Origin of the sequence: Paenibacillus thailandensis (assembly GCF_042685365.1) — a bacterium.
Taxonomy (GTDB): Bacteria; Bacillota; Bacilli; order Paenibacillales; family Paenibacillaceae; genus Paenibacillus_AP; species Paenibacillus_AP thailandensis.
Genome location: NZ_JBHUMY010000008.1, coordinates 36,551 through 53,928 on the forward strand (window position 1 = coordinate 36,551; position 17,378 = coordinate 53,928).

Here is a 17,378-nt window from a genome sequence, read left to right on the forward strand (position 1 = left end):
CTCCCTTCCCGGTTAATATCTTAAATTTAAGATAAATATAAACCAAAGCTTATCGGTTTGTCAACACTTAAGCGCCTCTGGCTGTTTTGCGGCATAAGGTGCATTTTTGCACCTCGCGGGGCATTTCGGCGCCGTTTCCCGCTCATGTGGTGCACTTTTGCACCTCGCGGGGCGTTCCGGCGCCACCGGCATATCGCTTGGTGGTTAAATCTCGGGACGGCGCCAATCGCCGCCCCGGCCTATTATTCATCCGCCCGTTCCCCGGCGCCCGGCATCGCTTCGGCAACCGCGCGGCGGGCCAGCATGGCGGTGACGGCGTCGTCCATCGGCGGATTATGAAGTCCGGCCCGCACGTCGCGGTACAGCCGCTCCAGCGGCAGCGAACGCGACAGGCTGGAGCCGCCGACGATGCGCATCGCCATGTCGACGATTCGAATCGCCGAATTGGTCGCGAGCTTCTTGGCCAGGCCAAGCTCCGGCTTCAGCGCCGCGCGGCCTTCCGGGTCGCGGTCCCAGCGGTCCGCGACGCCGTAGAGGAACGAGCGCGCCGTCAGCAGCTCCGCTTCCATCTCCCCGATCTGCCGCTCGACGTTCGGATGCCCGGCGATCGCCCCTTGCAGGCTGTTCGGCTTGTAGCTGACGGCAAACCGAACGGCACAATCGCGCGCGGCATGGGCGATGCCGATATAGCAAGCCGGAATATGCAGCAGCGCGCCGCCATGGTCGGAGATGCCTTCGCTTCGCGGCTCGCCGTCGAGGCGCTCCTCCTCCGGCACGAACACGCCGTCCAGCACGACGTCGTGGCTGCCGGTCGAGCGCATGCCCAGCGTGTCCCAAGTTTCTTCGATCGTAACACCCGCTCCTTTGCGGACGAAAAACAGCCCCGTTTTCCCTTCATCCTCCACATATGCCGATACGGTAAACTGCTCCAAAATCGGGCTTAACGTGCTGAATATTTTACGCCCGGACAGCAGCCAGCCGCCCTCCGTCCGCACCGCCGTCGTCTCAGGCCTGCCGCCCCGGCTTGGGCTGCCGGTCGCCCGCTCGCTCGCAAAGTTGTTGATCATCGCGCCTTCCCGGACGACTTCCTCGCAGAAGCGGGCGTACAGCCGCTCCGGCCACGATTTCGTACAGCGAAGCTGGAGCATCAGGCCGACATGCCAGCCGACCGCCAGCGCCGTCGAGCCGTCGCCGCGGGCCAAATAATCCTGGGCCAGCACGAGCTCGTACAGCGAAGCCTCATCCCCTCCGTATTCGCGCGGGACGGTCAGCTTCATATATCCCGCTTCCCGCAAGTCGGCGAAGTTATCGAAAGGAAACGAGCCGTCCCTGTCGTGGAGCGGCGCCCGCTCCGCAAATATCCGCGCAAGACGCTCCGATCTTAAGGCAATCTCCGCCTCCCGTTCGTTCCGGACGTAAGGATCCGTAGTGGCAGCAGCCATTTATCTCACCTTCCCCATTGGATTTCTGGATAATTGCATCTGTTGCTTCCATTGTATACCCGTTAAAGGGAAGCTGTCACCTTTCCGGCCCGCACGCAGTCCTTCGCTTTATGCACAAAACGCCGAACGGGTTTACCCGCTCGGCGTTTGCCTTCGCAACGGCTTATTCTCCGCTTTTGATCGCTTTCGCCCCGTAATAGAGCAGAACCGCGATTCCCGCGACGAAAGCGATCGACATGACGACGATGTACCAATCCATCGCTTCTCACGCTCCTCTCTATCCGTAGCGTAACCGAAGCGAACGCTCGTTAACCGCCGCCGGACGTTCATCCGGCGAAATCTTCTCCATCCGCGATCACCCTTTGACGGCGCCTGCCGTCATGCCGCCCACGATCTTCTTGTTGAAAATTAGAAACAGGACAAGCGGCGGAATCGTAATGAGCAAAATGTTCATGAACAGCAAATTCCACTGCGTGTTGAATTGGCTTTGGAAATTGTAAAGCGTCAGCTGTACGGTCGCGTTTCTCGCCCCCGGAAAAAAATACAGCGGATTCGTAAAATCGTTAAAAATGCCGACGGACGAAGTGACGACGATCGTCGCCGTAACCGGCTGAAGCAGCGGAAATATAATCCGGCCAAACAGCTTCATGCCGCTTGCCCCGTCCATGACGGCCGCTTCGTCGACCTCGCGCGGAATGGTTGCCATGAAGCCTCTGTACAGCAGCACGCCAAACGGGAAGCTGAGCGCAACCTCCACCAGCACAAGCCCCGTCATCGTCTTGTACAAGCCGATCCCGTCGAGCACCCAGATCGTCGGAACGATGGCCGGCGGAATGATAAGCCCCGCCAGGACAAAGAAGTTGATCCACGGCGTCGCTTTGCTTACCCTCCGCTGAATGACAAAAGCGGCCATAGAGCATACCGCGACGAGCACGACGATGGAAAGCACCGTTAACGCCGCACTGTTGAAGAACGCGCGGATCAGCATATAATCGCGCGCTTTGACCACCTCCGCGACGTTGTCCCATAGATGGACGGCGGACGGCCAGCTTAAGTTCAGAAGCGAGGCTTCCTGCTGGTTTTTGATCGCGTTGACGAACACGAAATATAGCGGCACCCAGAAAATAACGACGGTCGCCAGGACGGCAATGACTTCGATAAGCGCTCCTCTCGCCGTTTTCATCACAGGTCAACCTCTTTTCGATTCAAGTACATGTACAGCGGAAACGCCAGCGCGGTCACGAATACGAACAGAATCACGTTGCCCGCCGTCGAGAGTCCGTAAAATCCTCCCTGGTACTGCTTGTATATGATCGAAGCGATCAGGTCGGTCGTAAAGCCCGGGCCGCCCTTCGTCATGGCCCATACGAGATCGAACGAACGCAAACCGCCGATGAAGGCTAGAATAATGACCGAATTGGTAGCCGGACGGCTAAGCGGGAGGATGATGTTCCAGAACTTCCGGAACGAGCCCCCGCCGTCGATCTGAAGCGCTTCATAATATTCGGACGGGATGGACAAAATGCCGGCGATATAAATGACGGTCGCGAAGCCTACGCCCTTCCAGACGTCCACGAACGCCACGGACAACAGCGCGATGCGCGTATCGCCGAGCCAGTCGGGGCCTTGAATGCCGATTGCCGACAGCGCCGCGTTGATAAGCCCGTCCGTCGGATGCATCATCATGCTGAACGCGATGCCGACGGCGATCGTGCTGACGAGCGTCGGGAAAAAGACGACGGACTGCAAGTACCCTTTCGTCTTAATCTTCGACGTGAGGAAGACGCCAAGCAGCAGGCCGAATACCACTTTAAGCGAGCAGGTGACGACCGCGTATACAAACGTGTTTTTGAAACCGATGGAAAGCGACGGCTCCTCGAAAAACATGCGGAAGTTTTCCAGTCCGATAAATTCCCAATCCGTAAGGTTCCAGCGGGTCAAGCTGAAAAAAAACGCCATGACGGTCGGCACGATGAAAATAACGAGATAGATGACCGCCGCAGGCAGCAAAAACAAAGGCGAATACGTGTTTCTGAATACTTTAGGCATCCTGCTTTCCCTCCCCGGTGCAACCGATTCGCAAAGAAGGGGCCGGCCTGCCGTTCAACGGCCGGGCCGGCCGATCCGTCCCGCTTCTCGACAACGTCGGCGGCTTACCAGCCTTCGAGCCCGAGCTGCTTCGCTTGCTTCTCGACGTCTTTGTCGTATACGGCGGCGCCTTCCGCCGCTTTTTTGATGCCCGCGCCGACCTCGACCGTAATTTGCTCCAGGCTCGGCCCTTTGATCGGCGAAAGGAATTCGAGCGCCGGGGCCGTTTTCCCCGAGCCGAAATAAGGCAGCATGTCATTGACGGCCGGAGCGACGTTGTCCGGAATAACCGCGTCCTTGATCGCGTAAGGGCCCGAAGGCTTGGATACGGTCGCGGCTGCCGCCATGCCTTCCTTGGAGGCGACGAAAGCGACGAATTTTTTCGCTTCTTCCGGATGCTCCGTGTTCTTGTAAATATAAGCCGCTCCCGGCATCCATACGGTCAAGCCGTTGTCGTCCGCGCTGTCTCCCGGCTGCGGGAAAAAGCCGATATCCTGGGTTTGGTCCGGATAGTTCTGCTCCAGCGGCGGGATCGCAAGCGTCAGCATCGGGTAATGCGCCCCTTCGCCTTCCGCCAGCATTTTCAGGCCGGCGTCGTACGTCGTCGCAAGGAAATCCTTGTTCATGTAGCCTTTATCGAAAAGCTCCTGCAGCTTCTCGAAGCTGCGCAGCGCGGCCGGCGTCGTAGCGTATTTCGCTTTGCCCGCCGTGTAGTCGTCGGCGAAGGACGGGCTTTGCGCCTGAACGTTATAGTAGTCTGCGAGCACGACGAGCTGCGACGTCCAGCTGTCCTTATACGTGCCGATGACGGGAACGATGTTCGCGGCTTTAATTTTTTCGTTGTTGGCCATCAGCTCCTCCCAAGTCTTCGGGACGGACAACCCCAGCTCTTCGTAAACCTTCTTGTTGTAAAACCAGCCGCCCGCCATCGTCGAGCCGTTAGGCGCTCCGTATATTTTGCCGTTGTAGGTAACGGTCGGCTTAAAAGAATCGATGACATTCGCCATAAACGGCTCGTTCGTCAGGTCCATGAGGTTCTGCTCCGGGTTAAGCGCTTGCATAAGCGAGCCGGAATTGTACATGAATATATCGGTCATATCGCCCGTCGACAGACGCGTCTTGACCAGATTGTCGCCTTCGCTCCCGCCCGGGCGCGTTTCCACTTCGATCGTAATGTTCGGATTGGCTTGTTCGAAGGCTTCGACCATCGCTTTGGCGCTGTTCACCGAGTCCTGCGTGTTGTCGACAAGCATCGTCAGCGTTACGTTGCTGGCCGAACCCGAATCCGGTTCGCCCGATTCGCCTCCGGCGCTCGTATTGCCGCTGCCGCCGCCGCACGCCGACAGAAGTCCCGCCAGCAGAAGGGTTACGGTTGCGATGGTTAACGCTTTTTTTGTCTTCTTCATGGACATATCCCCCATATGATCATGTGATGGACTTTAGCGGGCCCGGGTACCCTGTGGCTCTATTGTAATCCGAACGAACAAGCGGCAGGCAGTGCCGATTTTTTACGATTCGTGTCCGTATTTTTTAGCAGTCAAGCTTAGCGTTCGTCACGCTTCGATTCGCCCGCGGACATCGCCGCCGAATCCGGTTCCGGACGGCTCGACTCTTTGTATTGGCCGGGCGGGATGCCCGTATATTTTTTGAAAATTTCCGAGAAATGCCTGTACGTATGGTAACCGACCTTCTCGCTGACGTCGCCGACCTTCATCCCTTTCAGCAGCAGCGTCTTGGCGCGTTCCATCCGGATCCGGGTCAAATATTTGATGTACGACTCTCCCATCGTCTCCTTGAACAACACGCTTAAATAAGCGGCGTTCAGGCCGACGTGGTCGGCCACCTCCTGCAGCGTCAAATCGCGCATGCCGTGCCGGTCGATATAAGCGCGGGCCTGCTCGACGGGCGATCCTTTCGGCTCCGCCTGCTCGGCTTGCCCGCTCTCCTCCCGTCTGCTCCTCTCCCACTGCTCCTTGATCAAATACGCTTCCCGCTGCTTCTCGAGCTGCCGAACCACTTTGCCGAGCGCTTTGCCGATGCTTTCGATCGTAATCGGCTTCTCCAGATAATCGGCGACGCCTAGATGAATCGCCCGTTTGACGTACTCGAACTCGTTAAACCCGCTAAAGACAATAAAGGCGGTGTCCGGCCGTTCTTCCGCGATCTTCTCGATCAGCTCCAGCCCGTCCATGCCGGGCATGCGGATGTCCGTCAGCACGAGATCGGGCGCAAGCTCCCGCACAAGATTCAAGGCGGATTTCCCGTCGCCGGCCGTGCCGGCCAGCTCGATTCCGAAGCCCGCCCAGTCGATCATAACTTTCAGGCCCTCCAGCACGATATATTCGTCGTCGAAAACAACCGCTTTAAGCATCGCCTTCCTCCTCCTGTTCCCGATACGGCTTGAACGAAAGCACAATGCGGGTGCCTTGATCCGGCACGGTATCGATGCGGAAGAAGCTGGACTTCCCGTAATACAGCTCCAGCCGCTCCTTGACGTTGTTCAGTCCGTAGCCTTTCTCGATATCCGCCATCTCGCCGATCCCGACTCCGTCGTCCTCCACGACGAACCGGATCCGGTCGCCGTCACGCCTGCCGGTCAAGCGGACCGTCCCTTCGCCTACCTTCGGCTCCAGCCCGTGGTAGATAGCGTTCTCCACCAGCGGCTGAAGCAGCAGCTTCAGCATTTCCATCCCTTTAATTTGCGGATCGACGTCTTCCTCGTAACGAAACCGGTTTTTGTACCGGATGTTCTGAATCGTCATGTAATGCTCGATATGCTTCAGCTCCTTGTAGACGGGAATGGTCTCCTTGCCTTTATTCAGGCTGAGCTTGAAGCTTTCGGACAAGGATACCGCCATCTGGGCGACGTCGCGGTTGTTCTGGAGCGTAGCCATCCAATAGATCGAATCCAGCGTATTGTACAAAAAATGCGGCTTGATCTGCGCCTGCAGCGCCTTGAGCTCCGCCTCCCGCTCCTTCAGCACGGAAGATACGAGCTTGTCGTTCAGCTCTTCGTTTTCGGCGGCCATCCGCTTGAACGTCTCGCCGATCGCCCCGACTTCGTCCCGCTCGAACGTCGCGTCAAACGCTCGTCGGCCTTTCGTCCACTCGACCATCATTTTTTTGAGCGCGATAAGCGGGCGGGTAATCGTCCCCGATAAAATATACGACAAAATCATGGCGACCAAAGCGATCAGCGAGGCGATGACGGCCGTCGCCGTGCCGATCCGGTTCGATTCTGTCAGTAGAGCCTTCTTCTCGACCAGGTGGGCAAACGTCCAGTTCGTCGTTTCGTTCCGGTATAGGCTGACCAAATAATCATGCGATTCCAAAGCGTCGATCGTATCGTCCATCGTCGTTTTGACGAGCCGGCTTTCTCCGTTCTTCCCGTTGCCATATACGAGATGAACCGGCGTCTCCGACGTATCGATCGCCATAAAGCTGCCAAGGCTGCTGTTGCGGTTAAAGATGTCCCCGAAAATATTGTCGGATACATTCACGATCAAGAGGCCGATCGGCTCGCCGTTCGGACTGGCGGAATCGCGGTACAGCTTGACGGTCGAGAACGAATTGTCCTTCCGGTCCAGCACGTCCGTTCCGAAGAAGACAACCCGCCCCTGCGCCGCAACCGCCTCCTTATACCAATCCGATGACCGGATGGCGACCGCCTTGCCGCTGCCTTCGTAAACCCCGGCGTCGTCGGATCTCCCGAGACAATACGTATGAAATTCGAGATCGAACAGGCAAATCGAATTCACGAATCGGTTGTCCAGCAAATGATTGTTGATGACGCGCTGAATCCGGTTCGCCGTGCGTTCGCTGATGGCCGTCTGCGTCTCCTCGTCGTCCGGTTTCTTTTTCTTTAGCTCGTCCCGAATTTCGTCATTCATGACGATGAACCGGTTCAGGTTCGTCAAATTGCGGAACAGCAAATCGGCCACTTCGCTCGACGTTTTCAGATGATCGACGTTCGTTTGGGCATTGGTTCGCATCAGCGTGCTTTTGGCCGTCTCAAACGAGAAATAGCCGAGGATGCAAAGGGGCGGCAGCGAGATGACGATCATTGCGGCCAAAAACCGGCTTCTCAGCTTCCGAAACCGGATGCGGGGAATTTGTATGCGTTTCCAAAAATTCATCTGGTTATCCTCCCGTTTAGTCGAAGCCGTGATTACTTCTATTCTAATATCGGCCGCGCGCGCTGCGTTGTCGGACTTTTTTTGGCGAGATGTCCGTTTTTTTTGGATTCTCTCTATTGTATCAGACGAAAAAAAGAAGATCCCTATAAGTTAAATAGGAATCTTCTTGGACTTATTTACCAATATTACGGCCGCCAGTCGGCTTTCCTCATTCCGGCCTAGATGCCGACAACCGGATGCGGCACATAAGGCTCTTCTAGGGCTGCAATTTCTTCCGCATCCAGCTTCACCGACAAGGCCGCGACGGCATCGTCCAGATGATGCGGCTTGGTTGCGCCGACGATGGGCGCCGTTACAGGCTCCTTCTGAAGCACCCAAGCAAGCGCGACTTGCGCCCGGGGAACGCCGCGCTTCGCGGCAATTTCGGCCACACGTTCCACAACCGCGCGGTCGGCTTCGGCCATTTTCGAATAAAGCGCATTTGCGACCTGGTCTCTTTCCGAACGGGCCGTCTGTTCATCCCAATCCCGGGTCAATCGGCCTCTTGCGAGCGGGCTCCACGGAATAACGCCAATTCCCTCTTCGCGGCAAAGCGGCAGCATCTCCCGCTCCTCTTCCCGATAGAGCAAGTTGAGGTGGTTCTGCATGGAAACGAACTTGGTCCACCCGTTGCGCTCGGCGACATGCTGAGCCTTCAAGAACTGCCAGGCATACATCGAGGAGGCTCCGATATACCTTGCCTTTCCCGCCTTGACGACGTCATGAAGAGCCTCCATCGTCTCTTCGATCGGCGTCGTTTGATCCCAGCGGTGAATTTGGTACAGATCGACGTAATCCGTTCCGAGACGCCTTAGGCTGTTATCGATTTCGCTCATGATCGACTTACGGGAAAGCCCCGCTCCATTCGGACCCGGGCGCATGCGGAAAAATACCTTTGTCGCAATGACGACCTCATCGCGGCTGGCGAAATCCTTTAATGCGCGTCCGACGATTTCCTCGCTTGTCCCGCCGGAATACATATTTGCGGTATCGAAGAAGTTAATGCCCAGCTCCAGAGCTCTTTTTATAAACGGCCGGCTTTCTTCTTCATTCAACGACCATGAGGTGTGTCCGCGGTCGGCTACCCCATAGCTCATGCAGCCAAGACATATTCGGGAAACTTCCAAACCGCTCCGTCCAAGTTTGACATAGTCCATTCGTCGACACGCTCCTTCGATTCCAATATTTGCCTTCCTCCAAATTATACAGTTTAGAGTTAACTCTAAGTCAATACCGAATTCCGGAGCTGTATCGCCGCCGTTACGTTTGTTTTGTCGCAACAAATGAAGAGGCACGCCGGTGCAGGCGCGCCCCTCCTGTTTCGTCAGGATGAATCGTTATTCTTCCTCCATCGTGCTGATATCGATTACGAATCGGTACCGGACATCCGACGCTAATACGCGGTCCCACGCTTCATCAATCTGATTGGCGGAAATGACCTCGATCTCAGGCGTAATGTTATGTTCCGCGCAAAAGTCCAGCATCTCCTGCGTTTCGCGAATTCCGCCGATCATCGATCCTGCAAACGACCGGCGATGAGGGATCAGCGAGAATACTTGAACCGGCAGCGGTTCCGCCGGCGCACCGACGTTGACCAACGTACCGTCCAACGCCAGCAACGAAAGGTAGGCATTAATGTCGATTTCCGCGCTCACCGTATTCACGATGAGGTCGAACGAACCGGCGAGTTTCTTAAACGTCTCCGGATCGCTCGTGGCATAATAATGGTCCGCACCAAGCCGCAAACCGTCTTCTTTCTTCTTCAATGTTTGCGATAAAACCGTAACCTCCGCCCCCATGGCGTGAGCGAGCTTCACAGCCATATGTCCAAGTCCGCCCAGTCCAACGACAGCTACCTTCTTGCCGGGGGCGGCTCCCCAATGGCGCAGCGGCGAATACGTTGTGATGCCGGCGCACAAGAGCGGGGCGGCCACGTCAAGCTCCAAACTATCGGGAATTTTAACCACGAAATCTTCGGTTACGACGATGTGGGTGGAATAGCCGCCCTGCGTATATTGCCCATACCGGTCGATGGCTCCATAAGTGCCCGTATTGCCGTTTAGGCAATACTGCTCCTCCCCTTTATGGCAGTTCACGCACTCCCCGCAGGAGTCAACCATGCAGCCAACCCCTACCCGGTCGCCGACGGCATATTTGGTAACTTCCGAACCAACCTGGGTGACGATTCCGGCGATCTCGTGCCCCGGCACGAGTGGATATTGAACCGGTCCCCAATCGCCGCGAGCGGTATGAATGTCAGAGTGGCAAATACCTGCGTATTTAATCTCAATGAGGACATCATGCGGCTTAAGATCCCTGCGCTCGATCGTGGTCAGTTTGAACGGACCTTCCGGATTGAATACAGCACGTGCATTAGCAGTAATCATATACATACATCCTCCTGTTATCCATGAATTATTGATTTTGTCGCTGCCCGCCATTCAGCGAACCGGTAGTTCCTACACAACAGGAAACGAATAAACAAAGTACATTGTTTATTCAACCCTTGTTTATTATTATAAAAGGAAGTAGCGCGCAATCAATGGTTAAAACAACGCAAAACGTTGATTTATCAACAAAGCAACCAAAAAACGTTCATTATCTTAGAAAGCCAGGTGAGTATATTCGATGCCCAAAGTCGACCGGAGAGTTCTTAAAACACAAGAATCCTTAAAAAAAGCTGTTATAGAACTGATGTCTGAAAAAAACTTCGATGAAATTACCATTCAAGATATTGCGGACCGGGCAAACGTAAACCGCGGAACCATTTATCTTCATTATCAGGACAAATATGATTTATTGGATAAACTCATAGAAACCTACTTCAATGAAATCGGCGAAATGGATAAGTGGGCGTGCGAGTTGAATTGGACCGATGCCCTTGTGCCGTATTTTGAATATTTTGAGAAAAATTATTTGTTTTTTTCGACCATGTTAGCAAGCAAAGAGTCCAAGGGTGCCCCATCAGCTTTCAGATCCCGGCTTCTTGCTGCTTTTATGGAAGGGTTCAAAGGCGAGATTGACAGGGAAAGCGGCAGGAATACCGGTTTAAGCGAAGATGTTATGCTGCAATATGCCGGGACGGCATATGTAGGGGTAATTGAGTGGTGGATCAGGAATGGGATGCCGTACCCGCCGCAAGTGATGGCCAAGCAAGTCGGCACTTTGTTAGAGAGAAGTTTATAGTTCCATGTGATAACAAGAGCGTCCCGGGTACTTCCGGGACGCTTCTTTTCATCGGCAATCAACGCGAGTCTTTATTACGCTTTAAACGCCTTCATCGCTTTGCGGAGCTCTTTAAAGCTTGGGCGCTTGCCGTACATGAGGACGCCCGTGCGGTAAATTTTCGCCGACAGCCACCCGGCCGCCAGAATGGAGGCAATCAGGATGGCCAGCGACAATAGCACCTGCCATACGGGCGGATTCGTCAGACCGATGCGCAGCATCATGACAAACGGCGAGGAGAACGGCACATAGGAAGCGACGTTGACGAGCGTACTGTCAGGTGTTCCAACACTGAACGACGCAATATAGAAGCTGGCCAACGTTACCAACGTAATCGGCATCACCGCCTGGCCGAGATCCTCGGTGCGGCTCACCGTCGAGCCGATTGCGGCATAAAGCGTCGCGTAAAGAAAATAGCCGCAAAGATAATACAATAACGCATAGACAATAATTGAAGGATCGATCGCGCTCAAATCGATATTCAAGCTTTGGAAAGCCGACCGGTTATGCGACATGGACAGGTTGGCGAGAATAACAAGACCGTACAGTACGATTTGGGCTAGACCGACGATGCACATGCCCACAATTTTGCCGAACATTTGTTTGAGCGGAGATACGCTCGTAATCAGCAGCTCCATGACGCGGGAGCTTTTCTCCGCCGTTATTTCCGAGGCAATCATCTGGCCGGTAATCATAATGCCCATGAACAACATGAGCGAGATCACCGTCGTTAATCCGATAGCCATCCCTTGCTGCTCCGGCGTTCTTTCGGAGCCTTGCCCGGCGCCTTCGCCGATCGGCACTTGCACCGTCTCCACCTTCACCGGCTCGAACAGCAGCTTCTTCTGTTCCTCCGAAATGCCGGCATCCTGCAGCACGCGGTTTACGTTAATCACTTGCAGCGCGCCGGACAACGAAGACGAAGCCGAGTCGCTCATCAGGTTCTCCAGATTGTAATAGACGGCCGGCAGCCCGTTCGCTTGAACCGGGCCAAACGTCAAATAACCGTCGATTTCGTTCGCCGCGACCGCTTTCTTCAGCTGAGCTTCGTTGTTGTCCGCGCCGCCTGCGTCGGGATAAGCGACCAGCTTGATGTCGGCCTGCTCCTGCGAAGCGTAATAGCTTTCCAGCTCCTCCGCAAGCTTGGTTCCCGCGATGCCGTCCGCCTGCCCGGACTTCGCATAGCCGATAGAAGTTACTTTCACTTGGCCTTGGTCTTTATTGAATAACGAAATAATATAAGGCAAGTTCGTTCCGATACTGATAATAATGACCATTACAAGCGTCGTGATCAGAAACGCTTTGCCGCGCAGTTTGTTTTTGACCGTAAATCCGACGACCGTCCAGAAGCTATTCATGGCTTTCACCTACCGATCGGATAAAAATTTCGTTCAGCGTCGGTTCCATCACTTCAAAACGCTGCACTTCGGTCTGGCTGACCGCCAGCTTAATAATTTCGCTCGCCGCCTCTTCGCCCGTAATGCGGATATCGTAGCCTTGCTCGTGCCGCTCGACCTGGGTCACGCCACGCAGCCCTTCAAGCCCGGCGACTTCCCCTGCCGTCCGCAAGACGACCCGTTCTCTCGGGTAACGCTTTTTAATTTGTTTAATATTGCCTTGAAGCACGACATCGGACCGGTGCAGGATGGTCATATTGCGGCACAGCTCTTCGACATGCTCCATCCGGTGCGTCGAGAAGAGCATCGCCATTCCTTCGTCGCGCAGCTCCTTCACGACCCCTTTCAGCATCTCGACGTTAACCGGGTCGAGTCCGCTGAACGCTTCGTCCAATATGACGATTTTCGGATGATGGATGACGGAAGCGATAAACTGGATTTTTTGCTGGTTGCCTTTGGACAGCTCCTCGACCTTCTTGTCGTAATATTCCGGAACCTCGAACCGCTCCAGCCACCGTTTCAAATTCCGCTCGGCGTCCCGCCTCGAAATGCCTCTCAGCTGCGCCAAATACGTAATTTGATCGGATACTTTCACCCGCGGGTAAAGACCGCGTTCTTCCGGCAAATAACCCATCATCCGCAGCTGGTCGGCGCTGTAAGGCTTGCCGAAATACGAAATCCGCCCTTGATCCGGGTAGATCAGCCCAAGCACCATCCGCATCGTCGTCGTTTTACCCGCGCCGTTGGCGCCGAGCAGTCCGTATATTTCGCCGGCTTCCACCTCGAGACTGACGCCGTTCACCGCCGTTTTATCGCCGTATTGCTTCACGACATGTTCAACTTGCAATGGCTTCATCTAAACGATTCCTCCCGATCCCGTATTCATCCGGCCGCCCGTTTTTTTCTGTTTCATCAATTCGGCCAAAATATCGTCCAGCCCCATCGGCTGCCTGTGCGTTATGTCAATGTCATTCTCCGCGCACCACCGCTCCGCGTCGTACGCTTCTCTTGTAACGACCCTCCATGCTTGGCCGGCCGGCGCCAGCTCGCACAATCCGGGCATCCCAGCCGCCCCGCCGGACGTTAACCCGGTGCCTTGCACGAACAATATCTGCCATCTCCCAAGCAGCTCATCCTTCTCGTACATGCCCAGCACTTCCCCGCCGGCCATAAAGACGATGTAATCGGCCAGCCGCCTTACTTCCTCCACGACATGCGAAGCCATCAGAATCGTGCGATCGCCGTCTTCCATATAGCGGTGAAGCACCTCCAGCATTGTCCGCCAAGCAAGCGGATCGAGACCGGAGGACGGTTCGTCCAGCAGCAGCAATTCCGGCCGATGCGCCAGCGCCAAGGCGAAATCGTATTTGCGCCGCATCCCTTTCGACATTTTGCCCAGCTTCAGGCTGTCGTCGACTTCGAACATGGCCAGCAGATCGCGGTAATGCCGGTCATCCCAGCCGGAATACCAGCGCCGGACGAAGGCCGTTTTGAACGCGCCGGTCATATTGTCCTCTCCGACCGTCGGGCCTTCGGCCAAATAACCGATCCGCTGCTTTAGCGACGTATCGCCGGCCGTGCCGACCTGGTGATCGAGCAAGCGAATCGTGCCCCGCTCAGGCTTTACAAGATCCAGCATCATGCGGAACAGCGTGCTTTTGCCCGAGCCGTTCGGACCGACGATTGCGGTCACATAGCCTTGCGGGATCGCAAGCGATACCGGCCCAAGCTGAAATCTCTGCCTTTGAAGCGAGACTTGGTCAAGCGCGATAGCCGTTTGGGACTGTTCCATGACGTCACTCTCCTTCCGTTTCCTTTCGGTCTTCACCCATCCGTCGCTCCAGCGCTTCCCGGAACGCAGCCGTTAATTCCTCCTTCGTGCATTGCAGCCGAATTCCCGTTTCAATCGCCGCTTCAAAAGCTTGCGCGACCTCCATGAGCCGGAACCGGTCTCTCTCTTCCTGATCGACCTTCGCGATATACGTACCCGTGCCTTGCCTCGTCCGAAGCAATCCTTCCGACTCCAGATCCTGATAAACCCGGCGTACGGTAATGACGCTGCACTTCAAGGCTTGGGCAAGCTCGCGGATAGAAGGCAGCAGCGTTCCTTCGGCAAGCTGGCCGCTGACGATGAGCGCCCGAAGCTGCACTTCGATCTGATAGTAGAGCGGCTCGGCGCTCTGCTCGTTAATATGAATCGGCAGCCACATGCCTTCACCTTCTTTTCGTTAAGCCTGTTATTCTTAAAACGTTCTTGCCTTAAGCTTGGCGCATAGGCGGTTGTACCCAATGCCCACCAAGCTAGCCGCACCGAACAGCAATGCGAGCGCGGTGTACCACCAAGAGCCTTGCTGAATGGCGTCGAACACGCCTACGACAAGCGCCAGTTCCGCCATTCCGGCGCCAATCGCCACGGCCACGAACAAGAAAAGCACGACAAAGCAAACGACCGTATACCTTTTTCCGGAAAGCGTCAATTCGTAATACAAGTAGACCGAAGCGACGCCAAGGGAATAAAACAACCAAAACAAGGCGCCTAGAATGTAGGGCCCGACATCGTAAGCTTCTTTCAAGCCCGGCACCGCGAAGTACAAGGCGGTAAAGTAGAGTACCGCAGCCGGTACCAGATGAATCGCCAGCATAAGCAGTCTGCCCAAAGCGATGCTTTCCACCGGAATCGGCATCGTGCGCCATTGCGCCAAGCTATGCGTGCAAATATCTTCCCGCCAATAACGGAACGTCGAGCGGTTAAACGAGAAGCCCAGCACCGGAAAAACGGCCAGCAGTATAAAATCCAAGACGTTCCGAGACAATTCCGGCTGCTCCGCCGGGATATCGTATAACGGAAATGTCGTAAACACCAAATAGGCCGAAAATAAAACGGTTATTATGCTCCCGATTTTGCCCCGCGCCAATTCATGACGCGCAATATGCCACGCCCCTTGCCATTTATTCATAGGCTCCCTCGCTTTCATTCACCGTTTATACTGTATATATTAATATACACAGTATAAACAGATTGATGCCATTTGTAAATAGGAATCACGGCTGCCGGATGAACGGAATTAACGAAGCATGACACAAAAAAACCGGAGGACGCCCTGATCGGCTTCCCCCGGTTTCTGTTTCCCGGATCCGTGACAACCTAACCGAATATCGCTTCAAACACCGGCTTCGTATGCCCGCCGGGATACATCCAATAAAGCAGCACATATACAAATACGCCCGTTACGGCAGTAGGCAGCCAGATCGTGGCCGTGATCCTTCCCCATCTCCGATGCTTGGCGAATTTTTTGTTCCAGGCCAGCAGAAGCGTCGTAATCCCAAAGACGGCCGCCACCGTCGCGAGAACGATATGAAACAGCAAAAAGATCAAATAGTAGGGCTTCAGCCAATCGGGTCCGCCCCACGAAGTATTGCCCACCAATACGGTACGGGATAAATAAACGATAAAAAACAGCAGCGCCGTAACGGCTCCTCCGGTCATCACCCGCTCATGCTCGGCGAATCTCCGTTTTACGGCATACCTCCAACCGATTGCGACAAGCACTGCGCTTATCACAATAAACGACGTGCTAATGGCTGGCATAATCTCATAGCTCGACAACGTCATCCCCACCTATGTCCTTGATCGTAAATTCGCGTATCGAGTAGTCCGCTTCAGGCCGTTTTCGGATTCGAATTCGGCATATCGTCTTCGGTATGCTCTTTCCTAAACCAATGTAAAAAGATATACGCCAAAATGATGCCGTACATTAATTCCTGAACGAGCTTCATCACGATGCCGCCAAGCTGCTGATCCTCGACGGGCTTCATCAGGTTAAAAAACTGCGGGCCTTCGAACTGTTCCAGCAGCCGGCTCGGATCGCCGGACACGCAATACCCCATCGCTTTCACCCAGACGTCCGGATCGTTGTAAATGGCATACATCGGATTGCTCGCAAAGATGATCAATGCGCAAGCCGGCGTAAGCAGCACGCCGTTCGCAAATACATAAGCCATTTTCTTCAGGTCGGTCAACCGGTTCCATTCCGGCACGGGACAAGCAATCTGCCACCACATCAGAATCGCCGCGACCAGAAGCAGCAAATAATAAATCCGGTGAATCGTATAATGCGTCATCACGTAATCGTGAACGGCAGGCACATGATAGACCGAGAACATGACATTAAACAGAAGGAGCGCCACGATCGGATTCGTCAGCAGCCTAAGTTTCCTCCACCATGGGGAGGAGAACGCTTTCCTCCATACGAAGCCGGGAACGGAAAGCAGCAGCATCGGAGGCACAATCAAATAAGAAACCGACATGTTGACCATATGGAACGTAAACATAAGATGGCCCAATAAATTGAGAGGGCCGCCTTGCACCAAGTAAAAAAGCAGCGCAGCGCCGATAAACATCGTCTGCTGCAGCTTCGTCGCTCTCGCTTCGCCCGGCGCGTGTTTCTCTCTCCATGGTCCGATGACATAGTAATAGCCGATAATAACCGCCGCCACGGCGAATAGAAATATAGGGTTCCACAATTCTTCGAAGCTGAAATATTCCAATCCTAGCATCGTGGAGGTCTCCTTTCTGCCTCTGTTTGGGATCGGCTTCTTGCCATAAAAACTACCGCTGATAATCCGGACGCCATCTTCGAATGACTTCCATAAAAGTTTTTCTCATGCGATGGCTCTATGACTATGACAACAGTGCAAAGAGGGCTCCGCAAGGAACCCTCCTTTCTTTACCACCATGCCCAATATTCGGCCATAATAACCATCGTAAAGACAACGACGATCCCGAACACGATTCCGATTATCGGGTAAAGATGTCCCCGATCCTTCATGTGCATCCAGAACGCCAGCTGCACGAATACTTGCAGGCAGGCCGTTCCGATCAGAATGATGTAAATGAAATCTTTGTTGACATCGCCGGATATAACGACGGCGAAGGCGATCAACGTCAGAACAAGGGAAAATATAAACGCGACGATATGCTTCTGCGGCCCTTCCAGCCGATGCCGTTCGGGACGCTTCTCCGCAGCCTCATGACGGCTTTCGCTTGTCAT

General features: G+C 54.7%; 17 protein-coding genes. 1 reads left to right on the top strand and 16 read right to left on the bottom strand.

From position 1 onward, the window contains the following. Positions 1 to 242 precede the first annotated feature (242 nt). The 8 genes from ACFSW5_RS09575 to ACFSW5_RS09610 all read right to left on the bottom strand — a co-directional run bounded on the left by ACFSW5_RS09575 (position 243) and on the right by ACFSW5_RS09610 (position 10,092). Positions 243 to 1,442 carry an acyl-CoA dehydrogenase family protein gene (locus ACFSW5_RS09575; protein ID WP_379271966.1) on the bottom strand — a complete coding sequence of 400 codons (1,200 nt, stop codon included), beginning with the start codon at positions 1,440 to 1,442 and terminating at the stop codon, positions 243 to 245. Positions 1,443 to 1,797: 355 nt separating this feature from the next. Next, positions 1,798 to 2,625, bottom strand: coding sequence for a carbohydrate ABC transporter permease (locus ACFSW5_RS09580; RefSeq protein ID WP_379271969.1), 828 nt, complete (start codon positions 2,623 to 2,625; stop codon positions 1,798 to 1,800). Next, positions 2,625 to 3,491, bottom strand: coding sequence for a carbohydrate ABC transporter permease (locus ACFSW5_RS09585; protein ID WP_379271972.1), 867 nt, complete (start codon positions 3,489 to 3,491; stop codon positions 2,625 to 2,627). Before ACFSW5_RS09585 ends, ACFSW5_RS09580 begins: the two co-directional genes overlap by 1 nt. Before the next feature lie 104 nt (positions 3,492 to 3,595). Continuing rightward, entirely contained in the window at positions 3,596 to 4,942 is a 1,347-nt protein-coding gene (locus tag ACFSW5_RS09590; RefSeq protein WP_379271976.1) for an ABC transporter substrate-binding protein, read from the bottom strand. A 131-nt stretch (positions 4,943 to 5,073) separates the two neighbouring features. Then, positions 5,074 to 5,901 (bottom strand): response regulator transcription factor, encoded by an 828-nt coding sequence (locus ACFSW5_RS09595; protein ID WP_379271980.1) that lies wholly within the window; start codon positions 5,899 to 5,901, stop codon positions 5,074 to 5,076. Next, entirely contained in the window at positions 5,894 to 7,666 is a 1,773-nt protein-coding gene (locus ACFSW5_RS09600) for a cache domain-containing sensor histidine kinase (protein WP_379271983.1), read from the bottom strand. The genes ACFSW5_RS09595 and ACFSW5_RS09600 overlap by 8 nt, the downstream gene beginning before the upstream one ends. A 218-nt stretch (positions 7,667 to 7,884) precedes the next feature. Beyond that, a complete protein-coding gene (locus tag ACFSW5_RS09605) occupies positions 7,885 to 8,862 on the bottom strand; it encodes an aldo/keto reductase (protein ID WP_379271986.1) in 978 nt (325 codons plus the stop codon). A 180-nt stretch (positions 8,863 to 9,042) separates the two neighbouring features. Then, positions 9,043 to 10,092 (bottom strand): NAD(P)-dependent alcohol dehydrogenase, encoded by a 1,050-nt coding sequence (locus ACFSW5_RS09610; RefSeq protein WP_379271988.1) that lies wholly within the window; start codon positions 10,090 to 10,092, stop codon positions 9,043 to 9,045. Positions 10,093 to 10,333: 241 nt separating this feature from the next. On the opposite strand from ACFSW5_RS09610, the gene ACFSW5_RS09615 reads away from it, so the two are divergent. After that, a complete protein-coding gene (locus ACFSW5_RS09615; RefSeq protein WP_379271990.1) occupies positions 10,334 to 10,891 on the top strand; it encodes a TetR/AcrR family transcriptional regulator in 558 nt (185 codons plus the stop codon). Between the two features lie 74 nt (positions 10,892 to 10,965). Here ACFSW5_RS09615 and ACFSW5_RS09620 read toward each other — a convergent pair whose 3' ends face one another. From ACFSW5_RS09620 to ACFSW5_RS09655, 8 genes are all read right to left on the bottom strand, one after another. Continuing rightward, positions 10,966 to 12,288, bottom strand: coding sequence for an ABC transporter permease (locus ACFSW5_RS09620; protein WP_379271993.1), 1,323 nt, complete (start codon positions 12,286 to 12,288; stop codon positions 10,966 to 10,968). After that, positions 12,281 to 13,183, bottom strand: a complete 903-nt coding sequence (locus tag ACFSW5_RS09625; RefSeq protein WP_379271995.1) for an ABC transporter ATP-binding protein — start codon at positions 13,181 to 13,183, stop codon at positions 12,281 to 12,283. The genes ACFSW5_RS09620 and ACFSW5_RS09625 overlap by 8 nt, the downstream gene beginning before the upstream one ends. Further along, on the bottom strand, positions 13,184 to 14,119 hold the full coding sequence (locus tag ACFSW5_RS09630; RefSeq protein WP_379271997.1) for an ABC transporter ATP-binding protein: 936 nt from the start codon (positions 14,117 to 14,119) through the stop codon (positions 13,184 to 13,186). A gap of 4 nt (positions 14,120 to 14,123) precedes the next feature. Beyond that, on the bottom strand, positions 14,124 to 14,537 hold the full coding sequence (locus ACFSW5_RS09635) for a GntR family transcriptional regulator (protein ID WP_379271999.1): 414 nt from the start codon (positions 14,535 to 14,537) through the stop codon (positions 14,124 to 14,126). Between the two features lie 33 nt (positions 14,538 to 14,570). Beyond that, positions 14,571 to 15,284: a hypothetical protein gene (locus ACFSW5_RS09640; RefSeq protein ID WP_379272001.1), complete on the bottom strand. Its 714-nt coding sequence runs from the start codon at positions 15,282 to 15,284 to the stop codon at positions 14,571 to 14,573. A gap of 188 nt (positions 15,285 to 15,472) precedes the next feature. Further along, entirely contained in the window at positions 15,473 to 15,934 is a 462-nt protein-coding gene (locus ACFSW5_RS09645; protein ID WP_379272003.1) for a DUF420 domain-containing protein, read from the bottom strand. 53 nt (positions 15,935 to 15,987) lie between these two features. Beyond that, complete coding sequence (gene ctaG, locus ACFSW5_RS09650; protein ID WP_379272005.1) at positions 15,988 to 16,884, bottom strand: cytochrome c oxidase assembly factor CtaG; 897 nt, start codon at positions 16,882 to 16,884, stop codon at positions 15,988 to 15,990. A 170-nt stretch (positions 16,885 to 17,054) separates the two neighbouring features. Further along, positions 17,055 to 17,378, bottom strand: a complete 324-nt coding sequence (locus ACFSW5_RS09655; RefSeq protein WP_379272008.1) for a cytochrome C oxidase subunit IV family protein — start codon at positions 17,376 to 17,378, stop codon at positions 17,055 to 17,057.

Bases quoted from the DNA above. Each gene is read 5' to 3' on its own strand.
- ACFSW5_RS09655 (WP_379272008.1), bottom strand. From the start codon at position 17,378: ATGACAAGCGAAAGCCGTCATGAGGCTGCGGAGAAGCGTCCCGAACGG.
- ACFSW5_RS09625 (WP_379271995.1), bottom strand. From the start codon at position 13,183: ATGAAGCCATTGCAAGTTGAACATGTCGTGAAGCAATACGGCGATAAA.
- ACFSW5_RS09620 (WP_379271993.1), bottom strand. From the start codon at position 12,288: ATGAATAGCTTCTGGACGGTCGTCGGATTTACGGTCAAAAACAAACTG.
- ACFSW5_RS09585 (WP_379271972.1), bottom strand. From the start codon at position 3,491: ATGCCTAAAGTATTCAGAAACACGTATTCGCCTTTGTTTTTGCTGCCT.
- ACFSW5_RS09575 (WP_379271966.1), bottom strand. From the start codon at position 1,442: ATGGCTGCTGCCACTACGGATCCTTACGTCCGGAACGAACGGGAGGCG.
- ACFSW5_RS09630 (WP_379271997.1), bottom strand. From the start codon at position 14,119: ATGGAACAGTCCCAAACGGCTATCGCGCTTGACCAAGTCTCGCTTCAA.
- ACFSW5_RS09615 (WP_379271990.1), top strand. From the start codon at position 10,334: ATGCCCAAAGTCGACCGGAGAGTTCTTAAAACACAAGAATCCTTAAAA.
- ACFSW5_RS09635 (WP_379271999.1), bottom strand. From the start codon at position 14,537: ATGTGGCTGCCGATTCATATTAACGAGCAGAGCGCCGAGCCGCTCTAC.
- ACFSW5_RS09600 (WP_379271983.1), bottom strand. From the start codon at position 7,666: ATGAATTTTTGGAAACGCATACAAATTCCCCGCATCCGGTTTCGGAAG.
- ACFSW5_RS09590 (WP_379271976.1), bottom strand. From the start codon at position 4,942: ATGTCCATGAAGAAGACAAAAAAAGCGTTAACCATCGCAACCGTAACC.
- ACFSW5_RS09580 (WP_379271969.1), bottom strand. From the start codon at position 2,625: ATGAAAACGGCGAGAGGAGCGCTTATCGAAGTCATTGCCGTCCTGGCG.
- ctaG (WP_379272005.1), bottom strand. From the start codon at position 16,884: ATGCTAGGATTGGAATATTTCAGCTTCGAAGAATTGTGGAACCCTATA.
- ACFSW5_RS09610 (WP_379271988.1), bottom strand. From the start codon at position 10,092: ATGATTACTGCTAATGCACGTGCTGTATTCAATCCGGAAGGTCCGTTC.
- ACFSW5_RS09595 (WP_379271980.1), bottom strand. From the start codon at position 5,901: ATGCTTAAAGCGGTTGTTTTCGACGACGAATATATCGTGCTGGAGGGC.
- ACFSW5_RS09605 (WP_379271986.1), bottom strand. From the start codon at position 8,862: ATGGACTATGTCAAACTTGGACGGAGCGGTTTGGAAGTTTCCCGAATA.
- ACFSW5_RS09640 (WP_379272001.1), bottom strand. From the start codon at position 15,284: ATGAATAAATGGCAAGGGGCGTGGCATATTGCGCGTCATGAATTGGCG.